The organism is Roseobacter phycocola, assembly GCF_042055075.2.
Lineage (GTDB): Bacteria > Pseudomonadota > Alphaproteobacteria > Rhodobacterales > Rhodobacteraceae > Roseobacter.
Genome location: NZ_CP194010.1, coordinates 874280 through 891117 on the forward strand (window position 1 = coordinate 874280; position 16838 = coordinate 891117).

Below are 16838 nucleotides of genomic sequence, written 5' to 3' on the forward strand. Positions count from 1 at the left end.
CAGCACTTTGGAAGATGTTTGTATCACAGGGTCCGCACGGTCAGATATCGGCCAGCGGGCCATAAAGGATGAGAGCCGGTCTGGTCCCGATTTCCTGTGCCAGGTTCGACGCCAGGTCTGCGACAGTGCTGCGTGTTACCTCCTGGTCGGGCGTACCCACGGCCTCCGCCAGAATTGCAGGGGTTGATGCAGGCAGGCCTTTTTCCATGAGCGTCTGACACAAGGCCGGAAACGTCCGTTTGCCCATGAAAACAACCGTGCAGGCGGTTGGATCTGCCAGGGCCGCGAGGTCCAGATCTTCTGGCAGGGTCCCTCTGGCGTCGTGTCCTGTGACAAACTGCACCCGCCGCGCCGTGAGCCGCCGCGTGAGCGGGATGCCGCAGGCAGCAGCGGCCGCAACCGCCGAAGGAACGCCCGGGATGATTTCATAGTCGATACCGGCATCACGCAGTGCCACAAGCTCTTCTTCCAGCCGCCCGAACAGCCCGCTGTCGCCCGATTTCAGCCGGACGATCCTGCCGCCTTCCAGTGCATAGTCGACCAGCAGCCGGCTGACATGATCCTGACGCGGGGAGGGACGTCCTGCGCGTTTGCCGACACCGACCAGATCGGCGCCCGCGCGCGCATGTGTGAGGATCGGGCCGGAGGACAGATCATCAAAAAGCACCGCATCTGCACGCTTCAGGCGGTCAACGGCCTTGAGAGTCAGGAGCTCGGGATCGCCGGGACCTGAGCCGACAAACGAGACAAAACCGCTCATTGGGCCTCCGGCGTGATCAGATGGAAGAACGTGCCGGACACATGACCCTGGTGTGATCCGGTTTCAGGCACAGGGTTGCCGTCCGCGTCAAAGACATCTGCCAGCGGGGCGTCGGGCTGTTCCAGAATGCTGGAATAATGGAATTCATGCCCGCGCAGCGCCTGACCGCCGGTGTAGCCGGGCATTCCCTGTTGCAAAACAGCCCGGCGGTAACCGAGGTGAAACTTTCTTTTTTCGTAGGATGTTACCAGGCCCAGCAAACCCGCCATCTCGTGCGCTGTTCCGTCTTTGTCGATCAGGGTGCGCCCCAGGGCCATGTACCCGCCACACTCCCCATGCACAGGCCGTGTTTCGGCGTGCCGGCGGAGCCCGGCCATGAAGTTTTCAGCAGCCGCAAGCGTTCCCGCATGCAGTTCCGGATACCCCCCCGGCAGCCAGGCAAGATCAGCATCAGCCGCAGGCGCCTCATCTGCCAGCGGGGAAAATGGCAGTATTTCTGCTCCGGCATCGCGCCAACCTTGCAGAAGGTGCGGATAGGTGAACGAAAAGGCGGCGTCCCGCGCCAGCGCGATACGCTGAGCGGGTGGCGTGGGCAGCGTGCCGCTCTTTTCCGGCGCAGATCCCGCAGCCGCTTCGCGGATCGCCATGACGTCCACATGTTCAGAAAGAAAATCGGCATATCCCGCGATGGCCGCTTCAAGGTCCGGGTGTTCCACGGCCTGGATCAGACCCAGGTGCCGTTCCGGCAAAGTCAGGTCGCCGCGCCGGGGCAGGACGCCCAGAACACGGATCCCGGCCTGGTCCATCCCGAGACGGGCCAGACGTTCATGACGCGGGCTGGCCACACGGTTCAGGATCACCCCTGCAAAGGGCAGATCAGGAGCATAGGCGCGAAAGCCGAGCGCGGTTGCGGCTGCGGACTGCGCCTGGCCGCCGACGTCGATCACCAGCACAACAGGCCAGCCCATCCGCGTTGCGGTTTCCGCGCTGGAGCCGAACCCGGTCTGCCCGCGCGTGGCCACACCGTCATAGAGCCCCATGGACCCTTCGGCGACGCAGATGTCAGCGCCCTGCATCTGGCCGGCAATGCCGTCCAGCAGAGGCCCGTGCATCGCCCAGGTGTCGATGTTGAAGGACGCACGCCCCGATGCAGCCCGGTGAAACGCCGGGTCGATATAATCCGGCCCGGATTTAAAGGGTTGCACCTGCAGGCCTTTGTCCCGCAACGCGCGCAACAGGCCGAGCATCACGGTGGTTTTGCCGGTACCGGAAGAGGGAGCGGAGATCAGAATGCCGGGAGGGGTATCAGTCATCGCCATGTTTCCATTCTGACCAGGGGCTGTCGGCCGTCTGCGGCCGGTACCGGCGGTCGTAGTCTGCGGCGTAAAGGCAGCTTTCTGTGAAACCTTCGCCGCTGACAGACGGGCCCACAAAAATCAGGGCTGTGCGCGTCACAGACGGGTCCATTTCCGCCTCGATTGTTGCAAGCGTTGCGCGGATGATGCGTTCGTCAGGCCAGGTTGCGCGGAACACAACCGCGACCGGACACTCGGCCCCGTAATAAGGTGTCAGCTCTTCGACGACACGCGCGAGATTGCCGATGGAAAGGTGCAGTGCCAGTGTTGCACCTGTGGTACCGAAACCTGCCAGCGTTTCGCCGTCCGGCATGGAGGAGGCGCGCCCCTGAGTGCGTGTCAGGACAAGAGACTGAGACAGGCCGGGCAGGGTCAGTTCCTGGCCGAGGCTGGCTGCGGCAGCGGCAAAGGACGGCACGCCCGGTGTGACGGAATAGGGAATGCCCCGTTCCCGCAGACGGCGGGTCTGTTCGCCCATCGCGGACCACACGGACAGATCACCGGAATGCAGACGGGCCACGTCCAGTCCGGCGTCATGTGCTTTGGCGATTTCATCGATGATGGCGTCAAGGTCCATCGGCGCGGTATTCACAATCTTTGCGCCGTCCGGGCAATGGCCGAGAACGGCCTCCGGCACCAGCGATCCGGCATAAAGACACACAGGGCAGGCGGCGATCAGATCGCGCCCCCGCAGGGTCAGCAGATCGGGTGCGCCGGGTCCGGCACCAATAAAGTGAACGGTCATCAGTCTTTTCCTTCTGCCAGAGCACAGGTGGCTGTTCGGTCTGCCGAAACGACACGCGGTGCAAGCAGCCGTGCTCTGTGGCCTGCTGCCGCGAGAGCCGCGGCCTCCGCAACGGACCCGGTTCCGCGCGCGGCGTCAGACACAGCGGACTGCGTCAGCGTCTGTTGCCGCGCTAGCGCATCTGCGTCAACCGGAATGATGTCGAGGTTTTCAGCTGCGGCAAACCGGACAAAGGCATCTGTCGTCGCTTTGTCGGCCACGGTGGCAAGCGCGTCGACAGGCCGGTCACTGCCGGCTGCTCCCAGAGCAGCTCTGAGATCGGCCACGGTCACTGTGCTGCGAAATCCAAAGCCCGCGACTATCATAACCGGCCGCTCCACTGAACAACCGGGTAGGCTGTATCCCAGCCGCGTTTGGTGCCGAGTGCCTTTGCTGACGAAAGTTCCAGCCGCAGCAGGTCCCCACCTTTCTCTGCGTGAAGACCCACAAGAAGGGCTTCGGCTTCCATCGTCACCGCATTCGCCACCAGACGCGTGCCGGACGGCAAAAGCTCTTTCAGGGCTTCGAGGAGTGCGGCCGTCAGCCCACCACCAATGAACACGGCATCCGGCACAGGCAGCCCGCTAAGCGCTTCGGGAGCCGTGCCTTCGATCACGTTCAGGCGCTCTGCGCCCAATGCTGCAGCATTTGCCCGGATCAAAGCGATCCGGTCAGCGCGGGGTTCAATCGTGAAAGCGTCGCAACGGTTATGCGCCAGCAGCCATTCGACAGCCACAGAACCCGAACCGCCGCCGATGTCCCACAGAACCTCACCCGGGCAGGGGGCCAGCGCGGAGAGTGTCATCGCCCGCACCGCGCGCTTTGTCATGACACCGTCGGTTTCAAACAAAGCGTCAGGCAGCCCGCTGCATGACGGTACAACGGCTCCGCTGCCGGATACGGCGATTGCAGCGCAGACCGGATGCGACCACGGGTCTCCGGATGGCGTGTCCGCCTGCATTTCTGTGACGCGCTCTGAGGGCCCGCCCAGAGCTTCCATCACGGTCACGACGGACGTACCGAAGCCGGTATCGGCGAGATAATCGCACAACTGCGCAACTGCCGCGCCATCCCTCAGTGTCACCAGGAGGTGCGCGCCGTTGTGCAGATAAGGGCGCATCCGTGCAAGCGGGGCAGCGTGCAGTCCCAGACAGACCGTCTTTTCCAGCGCCCAGCCCATCCGCGCCGCAGCCCGTGAGAAGGTGGAGGGTCCGGGGAACACGCGCAGGGCCTCGCGCCCAAACCTGTTCGCCAGCACAGTTCCGGCACCGAACCAGAACGGATCGCCCGAGGCGAGCACCACGACCGGCCTGCCGGAGAATTCTTCGAGGATGTCCAGACCGTCAGCAAACGGAACGGGCCATTCGATCCGCTTTGCAGGAACGTCCGGCAACAGCGCGAGATGCCGGGGCGGTCCCATGATAATTTCTGCAGACCGGAGTGCGGCAAGGCTTGCAGGTGCCAGCCCATCCGGTCCATCTTCGCCCAGTCCGACGATTGTTATCCAGGGGGTCTCAGTCATGACACCGAACCTGCTGATCCTTGGGGGGACTACTGAGGCCACGCGTCTCGCTCGCGCTGTGTCGGAGGCGGGCCTCAAGGCAGTCGTATCCCTCGCGGGCCGCGTGGAACGTCCCGCGCGCCAGCCGCTGCCATTGCGGATCGGTGGTTTCGGCGGTGTTGATGGTCTGAGCCGGTATCTGACCGACAATTCGGTGACGCATCTTGTGGATGCGACACATCCATTCTCGGCGCAGATGAGCCGCAACGCCATTGCGGCAGCGGCCCGTGTCAAATTGCCGGTTGCGGCCCTGACCCGTCCGGCCTGGGCGCCCCAGCCGGGGGACGACTGGCAGCACGTCGACAGTATCAAAGGCGCTGTTCGCGCGCTTGACCGGCCGGCGGCGAGGGTCATGCTGGCCGTGGGCCGGATGCATCTGGAGGCTTTCGCGCCCAACCCGCAGCACTTTTATCTGCTGCGGCTCGTCGATCCGCCCGCACAGAAACTGCCGTTTCCCAAGGCGGAGGTTGTTGTCTCGCGCGGGCCGTTCACCGAAGAGGACGACCGGCGGCTGATTCAACAGCATCGGATTGATCTCGTGGTGTCCAAAAATTCGGGGGGCACCGGGGCCTATGCCAAAATCGCGGCGGCCCGGTCCCTTCGGCTGCCTGTTCTGATGATTGGGCGTCCGGACCTTCCTGAACGTCGCGAACTGGTCAGCCCGCAGCAGGTGCTTGACTGGGTGGTTCATTACGGCACGGACCTCGGTGTATAAACATATGGTGCACCATCGCGCCGGATCAGACGGGTGCGCGAGGAGCCGACCAGCACAACGGTGCGCATGTCGGCCATGTCCGGCGTTGCTTCGGCCAGTGGCACCACGCGAATTTTCTGCTCTGGCGTGCTGACCGCACGGGCGAAAATGATGAGCCGCTCCGGTTCGCAGACCTCGCCAAGAACCTCCAGGACCCGCGCAAATCCTTCAGGCCGCGCCTTGGAGCGGGGGTTGTAAAACCCCATGGCGAAATCACCCTCTGCCGCCAGCCTCAGGCGCTTTTCAATGAGCGCCCATGGTTTGAGGTTGTCACTGAGATTGATTGCACAGAAATCATGGCCAAGCGGCGCGCCTGAGGCCGCTGCTGCTGCCAGCATGGCCGTTATCCCGGGCAGGACCTGAATGCTCAGGGTGCGCCATTCGGCGGGTCCATCCTCAACAGCCTCAAAAACCGCCGAGGCCATCGCGAAGACCCCCGGATCGCCAGAGCTGACCACGACCACCTTTTTACCCGAAACGGCCATTTCCAGCGCATGGCGGGCACGGTCCAGCTCAACCCGGTTGTCGCTTTCATGCAGGGTCAGGCCTGCGCGTGGCGGGATACGGCGCACATAAGGGATGTAGCCCACAACGTCGGTGGCTCTTTCCAGCGCCTGGGTCACCTCTGGCGTGACCATGGCATCCGTGCCCGGTCCCAGACCTGCGATGACAACACTGCCGGTCACGGGCGCCGGCCCTGCCCATGCACGATGATGATGGAGAAATAGGGCAGGGTTTTGCCCTCATATTCCACCAGCGGGCAGACACGCTGCCCTTCCATGCTGGCGTATTCCACGAGCACCGCGCGGTCTGTTTTACCCGCTGCCTCCAGCGCGCGGCGCACCTTTGGCAGGTTGCGACCGATTTTCATGACCACCAGGGCGTCTGCCCGTTTCATCGCATCAGCCAGGGTGTCTCCGTCCAGCGTGCCCATGACCGTCGACAGGATGTCATCGCCCCATGTGACCGGCGCACCGGTGGCTGTCCAGGCGGCGGACATACCGGTAATGGCGGGCACAACCTCGACCGGAATGCGGTCTTTGAGGCGGGTGTAGGCATGCATGAATGAGCCGTAGAAAAACGGGTCTCCCTCACACAGCACCACGACATCCTCGCCACTGCGCACAGTTGCTTCGAGCTGTCCGCAGCATTCGGCATAAAAGGCCGACAGGATTTCATTGTAGCGCGGATCGCTCAGCGGAATCTCCGTGGTGACCGGGTATTCCATGGCAAAAGTTTCCACGTCGTCGCGGAACATGCCTTCGACGATGCTGCGCGCGCGGCCTGCGCGCCCGGCCTTGCGGAACCAGGCGATATGACGCGTGGACCGGACCAGCCTGTCGGCGCGCACGCTCATCAGCTCGGGATCACCGGGCCCGAGGCCCACGCCATAGAGGGTGCCGGTCATTCTGCGCGGCTCGCGATGGCGTTGATGGCCGCAACGGTGATCGCGCTGCCTCCGAGACGTCCGTTCACAATGATAGACGGGACAGGCTGCGCGGCCCAGAGCGCTTCTTTGCTCTCACGTGCGCCAACGAAACCCACCGGGCATCCGATGATCGCGGCAGGGCGCGGGCAGGACGGGTCTTCCAGCATCTCCAGCAGGTGAAAAAGCGCTGTGGGCGCGTTGCCAATCGCGACGAGTGCGCCTTCCAGGCGGTCACGCCACAACTCCAGTGCTGCGGCCGACCGGGTGGTGCCAAGCGCCTGCGCCATGTCCGGTACCCGAGGGTCACGCAGCGTGCAGATCACGTCATTTTCTGCCGGGAGACGTTTGCGCGTCACACCCTCGCTGACCATATAGGCGTCGCAAAAAATGGGCGCGCCGCTCTCAAGGGCAGCGCGTGCGGCAGGCACCATCCCGTCCGACACCTGCACGTGCTCTTCCAGCCCGACCATCCCGGCGGCATGGATCATGCGCACCACAACCTGTTCGGCGTCCTTGTCGAACCGGCCGAGGCTGGCCTCAGCCCGGATCGTGGCGAAGCTTTCCAGATAGATCGCCGCGCCGTTCTTTTCGTATTCATAGGGCATTTCGTTGTGCCACTTCCTTTGCAATGTCTTCCCCGGACAGAGTGCGCCGGAGCGGCTCATCCCATGCTGTGCCGTTTCTGACAAGATCGAATGCGCCCGCGTTTCCCACGACAGTAATATCCGCATCGTTGCGGTGGGCGCAGCCCTTGGAGCATCCGGAAACATGCAGGCTCTGATCCGCCGCCAGAAGGGTCGCAAGATGGCGGGCCAGCGGGCGTGTGGGTGCCTGCGCCTGATCGCAGCTGGGCGCGCCCGGGCAGGCACTGATGCGCAGCGCGGGGTCCCCCGGGGTGCTGATAAAGTGGGCTGTGTCAAACGGCTGGTGTGTCTCCGCCAGAAACATGCGCCAGGGCGTTGTCCTGATGCCGGCCACATCGGCGCGGCCCATCAGTTCCAGCAGGGCGCTGGCCTCAAGCGCGCCAAACGCCGCCCCAAGCAGCATGCCTTCCCGGTGCCGCCCTGGCTGAGGTGTCGAGACCGCTGGGGCCGGGGCTGTGCCGGTGAATTCTTCCGGCAGAGCGACGTCTCTGAGATGCCGTTTCATGCGTCCGGCCTCGGGGCCACGACTCAGGACAAACCAGTGCGCCATTTCCAGCAGAGCGTCCGGGGCGTCTGTTTCCGAAATCCTGCTGCCTGTCGCGGCGCCATCGGCACGCAGGATGAGCGATCCCTCTGCATCATTTTCAAAACGGAAATCCGCGGGGTTCTTTGCCAGCAATCGGCCCGCGCCTGTATCGACTGCAATCCCCATCTTTGCGGGCAGTTCGGGCATTTCCGTGATCCGCGCCAGAAGCGCGTCATGCAGACACGTGGTGCGGTCATCATCCTGCCAGAACGGCGAACACAGAATATTGCGCCGCACTTCGGTTTCGGCGTCCACATCCAGCAGCCCGGCACTGGCCAGATGGCGCAGCAGTTCATCGTGCTGGTCCGGGCTGACGCCGCGGATCTGAAGATTGGCGCGCGACGTCAGATCGATGATCCCGTTGCCGTACCGGACGGCCAGGCTGGCAAGGGCAGACACCTGATCGCGCGACAAACGGTTGCGCAGCGGTCTGATGCGGACAACAAGTCCGTCACCCGACATCATCGGCCGCCAGGCGCCGGGGCACCAGCCCCTGATCCGGGGCGCATCGCTCATTCGGCGGCCTCCAGCGCGGCAAGGATTGAATTGCGCCGCGACTTCCACAGCCCTGCTGCATGAAGGGCGGCGAACCGGTCTTTCATGGCGGCATGCGCTTCAGGATTTGCGTCCGTCAGAAATCCGTTAACCTCCGGATCGCCCAGTGTGGCGTCATAGTAGAGATCGAAAAGATGGCTCTGAACAACATCAGCCAGTTGTGCAAAAGCGGCCATGTTTTCCAGTGTTGCGGCGATTTCGGCAGCGCCACGAAACCCGTGTCTGCGCATGCCCGCAATCCAATCAGGCTGCGTTGCGCGCCCGTGCACGACCTTTGCTACCTCCTCGGCCAGGGTGCGGCTGCGCGGGTGATCCATATCCGTGGCATCGAGATGGAAGAGGCGGGCGTTGCCTCCGGTCACGCCCTGGGCGGCGGCAAATCCCGCTTCATGTGTGGCATAATCGCTGGCCAGCAGGATGTCCGTTTCCGGCAGATCCTGCAGATGCAGGAAGGCCCCGGCATCCGCCACCCGGCGGCGCAAGGTGTCGGGCTCATGCGTGATCTCGGCCCCGTCGATCGCCCAGGATGATGCCGCCAGCCAGGCCTCGCCCGCCGCTTTGCGCGCGGCTTCAGAATAGTCGCCGATCAACGGGTCTATCGCCACGCCGAAACTGCCGGGTTCGGGGCCGAAGATACGTGATCCGCCTGCCGTGACATAGGGATTCCAGTCCGGCGCTTCGTCACGGGCGGCCAGCACCCGGACGGCCTGAGCGTAAAGCGCAGTGAGCGTCTGGAACACATCGCGGAAAAGGCCGGAGACCCGCAGCGTGACATCAACGCGGGGGCGGTCCAGTTCGGTGATCGGGACCACTTCGATGCCCGAGACGCGCTCCGATTTCTCATCCCAGACCGGCCGGACCCCCATCAGATCAAGTGCCATGGCGAATTCTTCGCCCGCCGTGCGCATGGTGGCTGAACCCCAGAGATCGACCACAAGCGTGCGGGGCCAGTCGCCTTCGTCCTGCAGGTAACGTCGCACGAATTCGGATGCGAGTTTTTGCCCCTGTGCAAATGCGGCGCGCGTCGGTACAGACCGCTGATCAACTGTATAAAGGTTGCGCCCGGTGGGTAGCACGTCCATGCGCCCGCGCCAGGGGGATCCCGAAGGCCCGCCGTCAATACGTCGCCCGTCCAGCGCTGCTGTTAGGCTGTGGCGTTCTGCGCTAGCCGAGGTTGCGGTGTCAAAGTGAGCGGCGCCGGGCGGCGTCCGGCCCCAGATATGCAGACCGTCGCCGAACTGGCTGTCTTTCACGTCACAGACGAAGCGGTCGATGCGGGTGATGGCCTCCGCCGCGCAGCCGGCAGCATCCAGCCCCAGTTCATCCTCAACGCCCAGGGCTCGGGCCTCATCGCGGATATCGCCCTGCAGCCTGTCACGCCGTTTCGGATCCAGACCGTCCGCATTGGAAAACTCGTCCAGCAGTGCTTCGAGACGGGTCAGCCGGGCCGGGGTGGCGGCCTTTGCCATCGGTGGCGGGATATGGCCGAGGGTGACTGCGCCGATGCGCCGCTTGGCCTGGGCAGCTTCGCCAGGGTCGTTCACAATGAAGGGGTAAATGACCGGCGTCGCGCCGATCAGCACCTCTGGCCAGCAGTCTCCGGACAGAGCGGCTGCCTTTCCGGGCAGCCATTCCAGCGTCCCGTGCGCCCCGATGTGCACGATGACGTCAACCTGTTCGCGCAGCCAGAGGTAGGATCCGACGTATTCATGACACGGGACCCGGGACAGGTCGTGGTACTCGTCACCACGGTGCTGCGGATTGCCACGTTCGGGCTGCAGCCCCACGACAACATTGCCGCGCCGGAACGCACGCATATGCATCGAGCTTTCACGCGTGCCCCAGGCTTCTTCGAGGTCTGCACGCGGACCGGCCGGCAGGCGACCAAGTGCGTCTTTGTAAGACGCCGTGTCCCAGATTTCGGTAGACGTTTCAAAGTCTTCCGCTGAAACGCGTCCTTCAGCGCTGTATCCTGAGGCGCGCAGGTCTTCGAGTACGGCGTCAGCCGATGCAATCGCATCCAGCCCGACCGCATGCGCCAGGTTCCAGTCGCGGCCCGGATAGGTTGACAGAAGAATGCCGACGCGCCGGTCTCGGGGCGCTTTCGCGGCAAGAGAGGTCCAGCCTTTTACGCGCCGGGCAATGGCACGGAGTCTTTCTTTGTGTGCCTTGTGCACGAACCTCGAAAATTCCAGGTGCGGATCGCGCGGCTGAGGTTCCTTGAACGACGCCACGCCTGCGAAAATCCTGCCATCCACCTCTGGCAGCACAACATGCATGGCAAGGTCGGCGGGCGACAGACCGCGCTCGGCTTCTGCCCAGGCGTCCTGCCGCGAGGTGGCCAGCGCCACCTGGAAGACCGGGACCTCGGCGGCATCCAGAGGAGACCGCCCCTGCGCCCCTTGCCCTGAAAAAGACGTGGCATTCACGATGGCTGCAGGTTGCAGATGCGCGCACTGGCGCCGCAGCCATTCCGCAGCCCCCGGTGCCTTGAGCGAGGGGGCAAAGAGGCCCATCACGCTGAAACCTTCGTCCCGGAGAACCGCAAATAACCCCTCGACCGGGGCCAGATCGGTGGCAACGAGGTAGGAGCGGTAGAAAACGACCAGAACGAGCGGCTTTTCCGCCCCGCAGGCCAGAACCGGGCAGGTCACACCGTGTTCGGGCGTCCAGCCGCCGACGACAGGCAGTGTCTTTGCCCCGCGCACGGGGCCTGCATAAAGACCGGATGCCAGCGCCATCTGCGCCAGGGCCGCCTGCCATGCCACCACGCCGCCGGTATCGCACAGGTGTTGCAGCCGCCGGAGTGTTGAGACAGGCAGGGTAGAGACCGCGTCGAGACGGTCATCGGTGCGGCCATCTGCGGGCAGAACTGCCAGCGCGATGCCTTTTTGCCGGGCCAGCGCCTCGATCTGCTGCAGGCCGTAGGGCCAGTAGGGAACACCGCCGATCAGCCTGATCAGGATACCTTTTGCGCCAGCGAGTGTCTGCTCCACATAGGTGTCCACAGAAAGCGGATGTTTGAGTGCTGCGATATTGGCCAGCCGCAGCCCGGGCAGGCGGCCATCAGGGCCGCCGCCACGATGCCATGCTTCCGCAAGAGCGCCCAGGTCTGAATCCGACAGGCTGAGCACCACCAGATCTGCGGGCGTCTGGCCCAGATCGGTTGGCGTCTCTGTCTCCTCCAGACCATGACTTTCGCGGAAGACAACATGCATGGGCTGTTACTCGGCAGCCTCACGGGCAGGGGACAGCACAGCGCGGATGGCCTCCAGGCTGACGTCATCATGCTCGCCGATCACGACAAGACGCCCGGCGCGCGGCTCATCCGCGCCCCAGGGGCGGTCATACTGGTGACGCACACGGGCGCCCACTGCCTGGACCAGCAGCCGCATCGGTTTTCCGGCGACAGCTGCATAGCCTTTGACCCGCAGCACGTTCTGGCTGCGTGCAAGGTCTTCAATCCGCGCGACGAGGTCGGCAGGATCGGCCACCTCGGGGATATCGACCACAACGGAATCGAAATCATCATGCTCATGATCATCGTGCCCGTCATGGTGCGAGGGCCGTGCATCCATGTCGTCTTCGGCAGCCGCCTCAAGACCCAGAATGATGCGGGGGTCCACTTCGCCCTCCGCGACCTCTACCACCGGAATGGCGCGCGGGCTTTCGGCTTCAATCACGGCGCGTGCCTTTGCAATACCCTCCGGACCGGCCAGGTCGGGTTTGGTCAGCAGAATGATATCGGCGCAGGAAATCTGGTCCTCAAAGACCTCAGACAGCGGCGTTTCGTGATCAATGCTGTCATCCGCCAGACGCTGGGCATCCACGGCCGCGACATCCGGTGCAAACCGGCCCGCGGCAACGGCCTCCGCATCTGCCAGAGCAATCACGCCATCCACGGTGATCTTCGAGCGGATATCCGGCCAGTCGAACGCCTTGAGCAGTGGCTTCGGCAGCGCCAGTCCGGAGGTTTCAATCAGAATGTGCTCGGGGCGCGGCTCCAGCGCCATCAGCGCCTCGATCGTCGGGATGAAATCATCGGCCACGGTGCAGCAGATGCAGCCGTTCGCCAGTTCCATGATATTTTCCGCCGGGCAGTCCGGAATAGCACAGCTTTTCAGGATATCGCCGTCCACGCCCACGTCGCCGAACTCGTTCACAACAACCGCGAGGCGCTTGCCGCCGGGGTTGCGGATCAGGTTGGAAATCAGAGTGGTTTTGCCCGAGCCCAGAAAGCCCGTGATTACGGTGACGGGCAGTTTTGCCAGATCAGCCATTGTTGTCCTCCAGCGGCGGAATGCGCGCGATACAGTTGCGTTTGAAATGTTCCGGGCGGGTGCGCCACGGGATCAGACCATCCTTGGTCTCATGATAGAGCGCCGCGCCCTCCAGCAGCGTGTCCAGATGCGACGTCTCGTGCAGATTTCCGTACACATACGTCCATTTTCCAGGCCCGCCGCGCAGCGCGACCGAACAGCCATGGTCGCAGTTCTGCAGACATTCTGCGGCCTTTAGCGTCACACCTTCCGGCATGCCGCGCGCCTCCAGTTCTTCGATCAGGCGGGTGCCGGGGCGTTCGCCATCGTCGGTAACTTCGGTGCCGCGCTTGCATTTGATGCAGACGAGCAGTTCGGTTTTCTCAGTCATGCGGGGTCCTCCCGGACCGGCGGACAGGCATGCGTTCAGCAGCTGGGTACGTCATATCTTTCTCCTCCGGGACACCCCGCCCGGGCCAAATTGCATTGTGCGATGGCAGGTCTCCTGGCTCGCGGATCACCGCGCCGCTGCGCCTTCCCGGCCGTACAGGCCAGTGGCTTGGTGCAGATGCGCTCTCCGCTTACAGTTGCGGGGGCAGCCACGGCATTTCACCGTGTTCCCTTTTGCGTCCCGGTCTGACCCGGAACAACCATCAGAATGCGCATAGTTCAGCCACTGCAGGGGATGTCAATGGTTGACCATCCGTCCGGGGGCTGCCTTTAGTGCGCCCAAAGCTGCCAGCGGAGAGCCCCGATGACCGACGAGAACGAACGCCACGCCGAAAAGATGCGCAAAATCAAGGCGGCGCGCGACAGAATGATGGAGACCAAGACCGAGGAAAAGGGTCTGATCATGGTCCACACCGGACCGGGCAAAGGTAAGTCATCTTCGGGTTTTGGGATGATCATGCGCTGTATCGCGCATCAGATTCCCTGTGCAGTGGTGCAGTTCATCAAAGGCAACTGGGACACCGGGGAAAAGTCGTTCCTGCGGACGCGTTTTGCTGACGAGTGCCGGTTTTTCGTATCCGGAGAAGGGTTTACCTGGGAAACCCAGGACCGCGAACGTGACATTGCCGCGGCTCAGAACGGGTGGAAGATCGCCAAAGAGCAGATACTTGATCCCGAGATCGGCTTTGTCCTGCTGGATGAGATCAATATCGCGCTGCGCTATGACTACCTTGATATCGACGAGGTGGTTGCCTTTCTGCAGAATGAAAAGCCGCACATGACACATGTCTGCCTGACCGGGCGCAATGCCAAACCGGAACTGATCGAAGCCGCCGACCTTGTGACCGAAATGAACCTTGTCCGGCATCCGTTCCGCGACGGCGTCAAAGCGCAGAAGGGCGTTGAATTCTGACCCGGCTGTATGGCGGGATTCTGCCGCTGAACTGATCGGTTCATTTTCGGTGGCGTCCGAAAAAATTTTCGCGCTATACTTGTGAGATGCGGTGGGATGCCACAAGTCATCCACAAACAGCACGGAGGTTTTTCATGGCAATTTCGCTGAAGCTGAACGGCAGAACCCATACGGTTGATGCCGAACCCGGGACACCACTTTTGTGGGTGATCCGTGACGAACTGAAAATGGCAGGCACGAAGTTCGGATGCGGCGTTGCATCCTGCGGCGCCTGCACGGTCCATCTGGACGGAACACCGGTGCGCTCGTGCCAGACCTATGTCGAAGACGTTGAAGACGCCGAGATCACAACGATTGAGGCGATGGAAGACACCAAAATCGGGGCTGCCGTCCAGCAGGCGTGGGTTGAACTTGATGTGGTGCAGTGTGGCTACTGTCAGTCCGGGCAGATCATGTCCGCTGTGGGGTTGCTGAGTGAAAACCCCAAACCCACCGCCGATGAAATCGACAGCTACATGTATGGCAATGCCTGCCGGTGCGCCACGTATCAACGCATCCGCGCCGGTATCCAGCGCGCAGCAGAAATCCTGGAGGCCTGATATGACCATCAACACTTCACGCCGCGGGTTTCTCAAAGGCGCTGCAGCAACGGGCGCCGTTCTTATGGTTGGCCTGCGTCCGGACGGTGCGCTGGCTGCGGGCAGCAGTGGTGCCCAGCTGAACCCCTTTGTCAAAATCGGCGCGGACGGGTCCGTGACCGCGATCGTCAAACACATTGAAAAAGGGCAGGGGCCGGCAACAGGTCTCAGCACGCTGATCGCTGAGGAAATGGGCCTGCGCATGGACCAGATCGGCTATGAATTCGCGCCCTCTGATCCGCAGGTCTACAACAATCTGATGTTCGGGCCGTTTCAGGGCACGGGCGGGTCGACCGCCATGGCCAACTCGTTCATGCAGTACCGCCAGGCTGGTGCTGCCGCGCGGGACGTACTGATCCGCGCTGCAGCCAAAGCATGGGATGCGGATCCCGCGTCGCTGGACATCGTCGAAGGCATGATCACGGGCGCCGGAAACGCCGCGCCGCTGGGTGATTTTGTGGCGGATGGCGCGACCCTCGATGCGCCGGCGGAGCCAACTCTGAAAGACCCGGCGTCGTTCCGCCTCATTGGCAATGCCGATGTGCGGCGGCTCGACAGTGCGATCAAGGGCAACGGCAAGGCCATATATGCGATGGACCTGCACCTGCCCGATCAGATGATTGCCATGATCGCCCGGCCGGAACAGCGCGGTGCGCTGGCCACCGGTTTTGACGATACGGCCGCGCAGGACGTAAAGGGCTACATCCGTGCGGCTGTTCTGCCGAACCAGGCAGGCGTGGCGGTTTATGCCGAGAACACCTGGGCTGCGATGCAGGCGCGCGATGCGCTGGATGTCACCTGGGATACGTCTGCGGCGGAAACCCGCAGTTCGGATCAGATCGAGACGGAAATCCGGGCCGCCCTTGAGGCAGAGCCGACCTACAACGTCAATAAAACCGATGTGGCGGCAACGCGCGCGGCGATCGACGAAGCATCGCAGGTTGTTGAAAAAACGTTCTATTTTCCGCTGCTGGCGCATGCGCCGATGGAGCCGCTGAACTGCACCATCGAAGCAACCGACGATGGTGGCATCCTGCTGCATGACGGCTGTCAGTTTCCAACGGGGCCGCATATGGCGATGGCGGAAATCTTCCAGCTGCCGATGGAGAAAATCAGCATCAACACCATGCTGGCTGGTGGGTCTTTCGGGCGGCGTGCCACGCCGACGGCGGATTACCAGGTTGAGGCGGCACTGGCTTTTGTGATGACCGACAGGTCCCGCCCTGTGAAGCTGGTCTGGTCGCGCGAGGACGATCTGCGCAGTGGGTATTACCGCCCGGCTTTCGGGCACCGGGTGCGGGTTGGTCTGGATGACGCAGGGGACATCGTCGGCTGGGAGCACCGGATTGCGGGACAATCGATCATGAAGGGCACCGCCTTTGAAGGGTTCTCTGTGCATGACGGCGTGGATCACAGCTCTGTCGAAGGGGCTGCGGACACACCTTACCAAATCCCGGGTGCCAGCTTTGGCCTGACGGACACGGAAAAGGCGACAAGCACGTTGTGGTGGCGCGCGGTGGGGCATACGCACACGGCGTATGCCATGGAGGTCATGATGGATATGGCCGCCGATGCCGCAGGCCAGGATCCTGTGGCGTTCCGGCTGAAATACCTGGAAGGCGGAGAAGCAGACCAACAGCGCATGGCCGGTGTTCTGAAACTGGCCGCTGAAAAGGCCGGGTGGGGTAGTGCTGCCGCAGGGCGTGCGCAGGGTGTCGCTGTGCACAAGAGCTTTGGTACATATGTCGCTGAAGTTGTTGAAATTACCGGCACTGCAGACGATGGCGTGAAAATCGAGAAAGTCACCTGTGCGGTTGACTGTGGCATCGCGGTGAACCCTGATGTGATCAGGGCGCAGATGGAGGGCGGTATCGGCTATGGTATCGGGCATGTGATGCGCGACCAGATCACGCTGACCGATGGTGCCGTGGATCAGTTCAACTTCCCGGACTACGAGCCGCTGCGCATCAGCGACATCGGCGCCATTGAGACGCATATCGTGACATCGGCCGAAGCGCCCACCGGCGTCGGTGAGCCGGGAACACCCCCTGCAGCACCCGCGCTGGCCAATGCGATCGCAGCCAGCAGCGCGCTGCGTGTGTCCAGCCTGCCGATGGCAGAAAATGGCGTAAGCTTCGTCTGATAACCTG

Annotated in this window: 16 protein-coding genes and 1 riboswitch; of the genes, 4 read left to right on the top strand and 12 right to left on the bottom strand. The window is 63.1% G+C overall.

Going from position 1 to position 16838, the window contains the following annotated elements; translation table 11 throughout:
• Window positions 1–40: 40 nt before the first annotated feature.
• Genes cobA through cbiE form a run of 5 tightly spaced genes read right to left on the bottom strand, consistent with a single transcriptional unit; the run spans window position 41 to window position 4421 of the window.
• Window positions 41–760, bottom strand: a complete 720-nt coding sequence (gene cobA, locus AB4K19_RS04270; RefSeq protein WP_375230680.1) for a uroporphyrinogen-III C-methyltransferase — start codon at window positions 758–760, stop codon at window positions 41–43.
• Entirely contained in the window at window positions 757–2073 is a 1317-nt protein-coding gene (locus AB4K19_RS04275; protein ID WP_436399155.1) for a cobyrinate a,c-diamide synthase, read from the bottom strand. The genes cobA and AB4K19_RS04275 overlap by 4 nt, the downstream gene beginning before the upstream one ends.
• Entirely contained in the window at window positions 2066–2860 is a 795-nt protein-coding gene (gene cobM / locus AB4K19_RS04280) for a precorrin-4 C(11)-methyltransferase (RefSeq protein WP_375230681.1), read from the bottom strand. The genes AB4K19_RS04275 and cobM overlap by 8 nt, the downstream gene beginning before the upstream one ends.
• Entirely contained in the window at window positions 2860–3225 is a 366-nt protein-coding gene (locus AB4K19_RS04285; protein WP_375230682.1) for a cobalamin biosynthesis protein, read from the bottom strand. The genes cobM and AB4K19_RS04285 overlap by 1 nt, the downstream gene beginning before the upstream one ends.
• On the bottom strand, window positions 3222–4421 hold the full coding sequence (gene cbiE / locus AB4K19_RS04290; RefSeq protein WP_375230683.1) for a precorrin-6y C5,15-methyltransferase (decarboxylating) subunit CbiE: 1200 nt from the start codon (window positions 4419–4421) through the stop codon (window positions 3222–3224). Before cbiE ends, AB4K19_RS04285 begins: the two co-directional genes overlap by 4 nt.
• On the opposite strand from cbiE, the gene AB4K19_RS04295 reads away from it, so the two are divergent.
• Window positions 4420–5175: a cobalt-precorrin-6A reductase gene (locus AB4K19_RS04295; protein ID WP_375230684.1), complete on the top strand. Its 756-nt coding sequence runs from the start codon at window positions 4420–4422 to the stop codon at window positions 5173–5175. The genes cbiE and AB4K19_RS04295 overlap by 2 nt on opposite strands.
• Here the strand turns inward: AB4K19_RS04295 and cobJ are convergent.
• From cobJ to AB4K19_RS04330, 7 genes are read right to left on the bottom strand one after another with little or no spacing between them, the layout of a single operon-like run.
• Window positions 5151–5900, bottom strand: coding sequence for a precorrin-3B C(17)-methyltransferase (cobJ, locus tag AB4K19_RS04300; RefSeq protein WP_375230685.1), 750 nt, complete (start codon window positions 5898–5900; stop codon window positions 5151–5153). The two genes, AB4K19_RS04295 and cobJ, sit on opposite strands and share 25 nt — an antisense overlap.
• Window positions 5897–6622: a precorrin-2 C(20)-methyltransferase gene (gene cobI, locus AB4K19_RS04305; RefSeq protein ID WP_375230686.1), complete on the bottom strand. Its 726-nt coding sequence runs from the start codon at window positions 6620–6622 to the stop codon at window positions 5897–5899. The genes cobJ and cobI overlap by 4 nt, the downstream gene beginning before the upstream one ends.
• Window positions 6619–7248 carry a precorrin-8X methylmutase gene (locus AB4K19_RS04310; protein WP_375230687.1) on the bottom strand — a complete coding sequence of 210 codons (630 nt, stop codon included), beginning with the start codon at window positions 7246–7248 and terminating at the stop codon, window positions 6619–6621. Before AB4K19_RS04310 ends, cobI begins: the two co-directional genes overlap by 4 nt.
• The gene (locus tag AB4K19_RS04315) at window positions 7238–8389 is read right to left on the bottom strand and encodes a precorrin-3B synthase (RefSeq protein ID WP_375230688.1); all 1152 of its coding nucleotides are present in this window, start codon (window positions 8387–8389) and stop codon (window positions 7238–7240) included. Before AB4K19_RS04315 ends, AB4K19_RS04310 begins: the two co-directional genes overlap by 11 nt.
• Window positions 8386–11646 carry a cobaltochelatase subunit CobN gene (gene cobN, locus AB4K19_RS04320; RefSeq protein WP_375230689.1) on the bottom strand — a complete coding sequence of 1087 codons (3261 nt, stop codon included), beginning with the start codon at window positions 11644–11646 and terminating at the stop codon, window positions 8386–8388. Before cobN ends, AB4K19_RS04315 begins: the two co-directional genes overlap by 4 nt.
• A gap of 6 nt (window positions 11647–11652) precedes the next feature.
• Window positions 11653–12708, bottom strand: a complete 1056-nt coding sequence (gene cobW, locus AB4K19_RS04325) for a cobalamin biosynthesis protein CobW (RefSeq protein WP_375230690.1) — start codon at window positions 12706–12708, stop codon at window positions 11653–11655.
• Entirely contained in the window at window positions 12701–13078 is a 378-nt protein-coding gene (locus AB4K19_RS04330; protein ID WP_375230691.1) for a DUF1636 family protein, read from the bottom strand. Before AB4K19_RS04330 ends, cobW begins: the two co-directional genes overlap by 8 nt.
• 87 nt (window positions 13079–13165) lie before the next feature.
• A riboswitch (cobalamin riboswitch) is annotated at window positions 13166–13357 on the bottom strand.
• A gap of 84 nt (window positions 13358–13441) precedes the next feature.
• Between AB4K19_RS04330 and cobO the strand changes: the two genes are divergently transcribed.
• From cobO to AB4K19_RS04345, 3 genes are all read left to right on the top strand, one after another.
• The gene (gene cobO, locus AB4K19_RS04335; protein ID WP_436399161.1) at window positions 13442–14050 is read left to right on the top strand and encodes a cob(I)yrinic acid a,c-diamide adenosyltransferase; all 609 of its coding nucleotides are present in this window, start codon (window positions 13442–13444) and stop codon (window positions 14048–14050) included.
• Window positions 14051–14184: 134 nt separating this feature from the next.
• Entirely contained in the window at window positions 14185–14649 is a 465-nt protein-coding gene (locus tag AB4K19_RS04340; protein ID WP_375230692.1) for a (2Fe-2S)-binding protein, read from the top strand.
• Window position 14650: 1 nt separating this feature from the next.
• Window positions 14651–16831 (top strand): xanthine dehydrogenase family protein molybdopterin-binding subunit, encoded by a 2181-nt coding sequence (locus AB4K19_RS04345; RefSeq protein ID WP_375230693.1) that lies wholly within the window; start codon window positions 14651–14653, stop codon window positions 16829–16831.
• The last annotated feature ends 7 nt before the right edge of the window (window positions 16832–16838 follow it).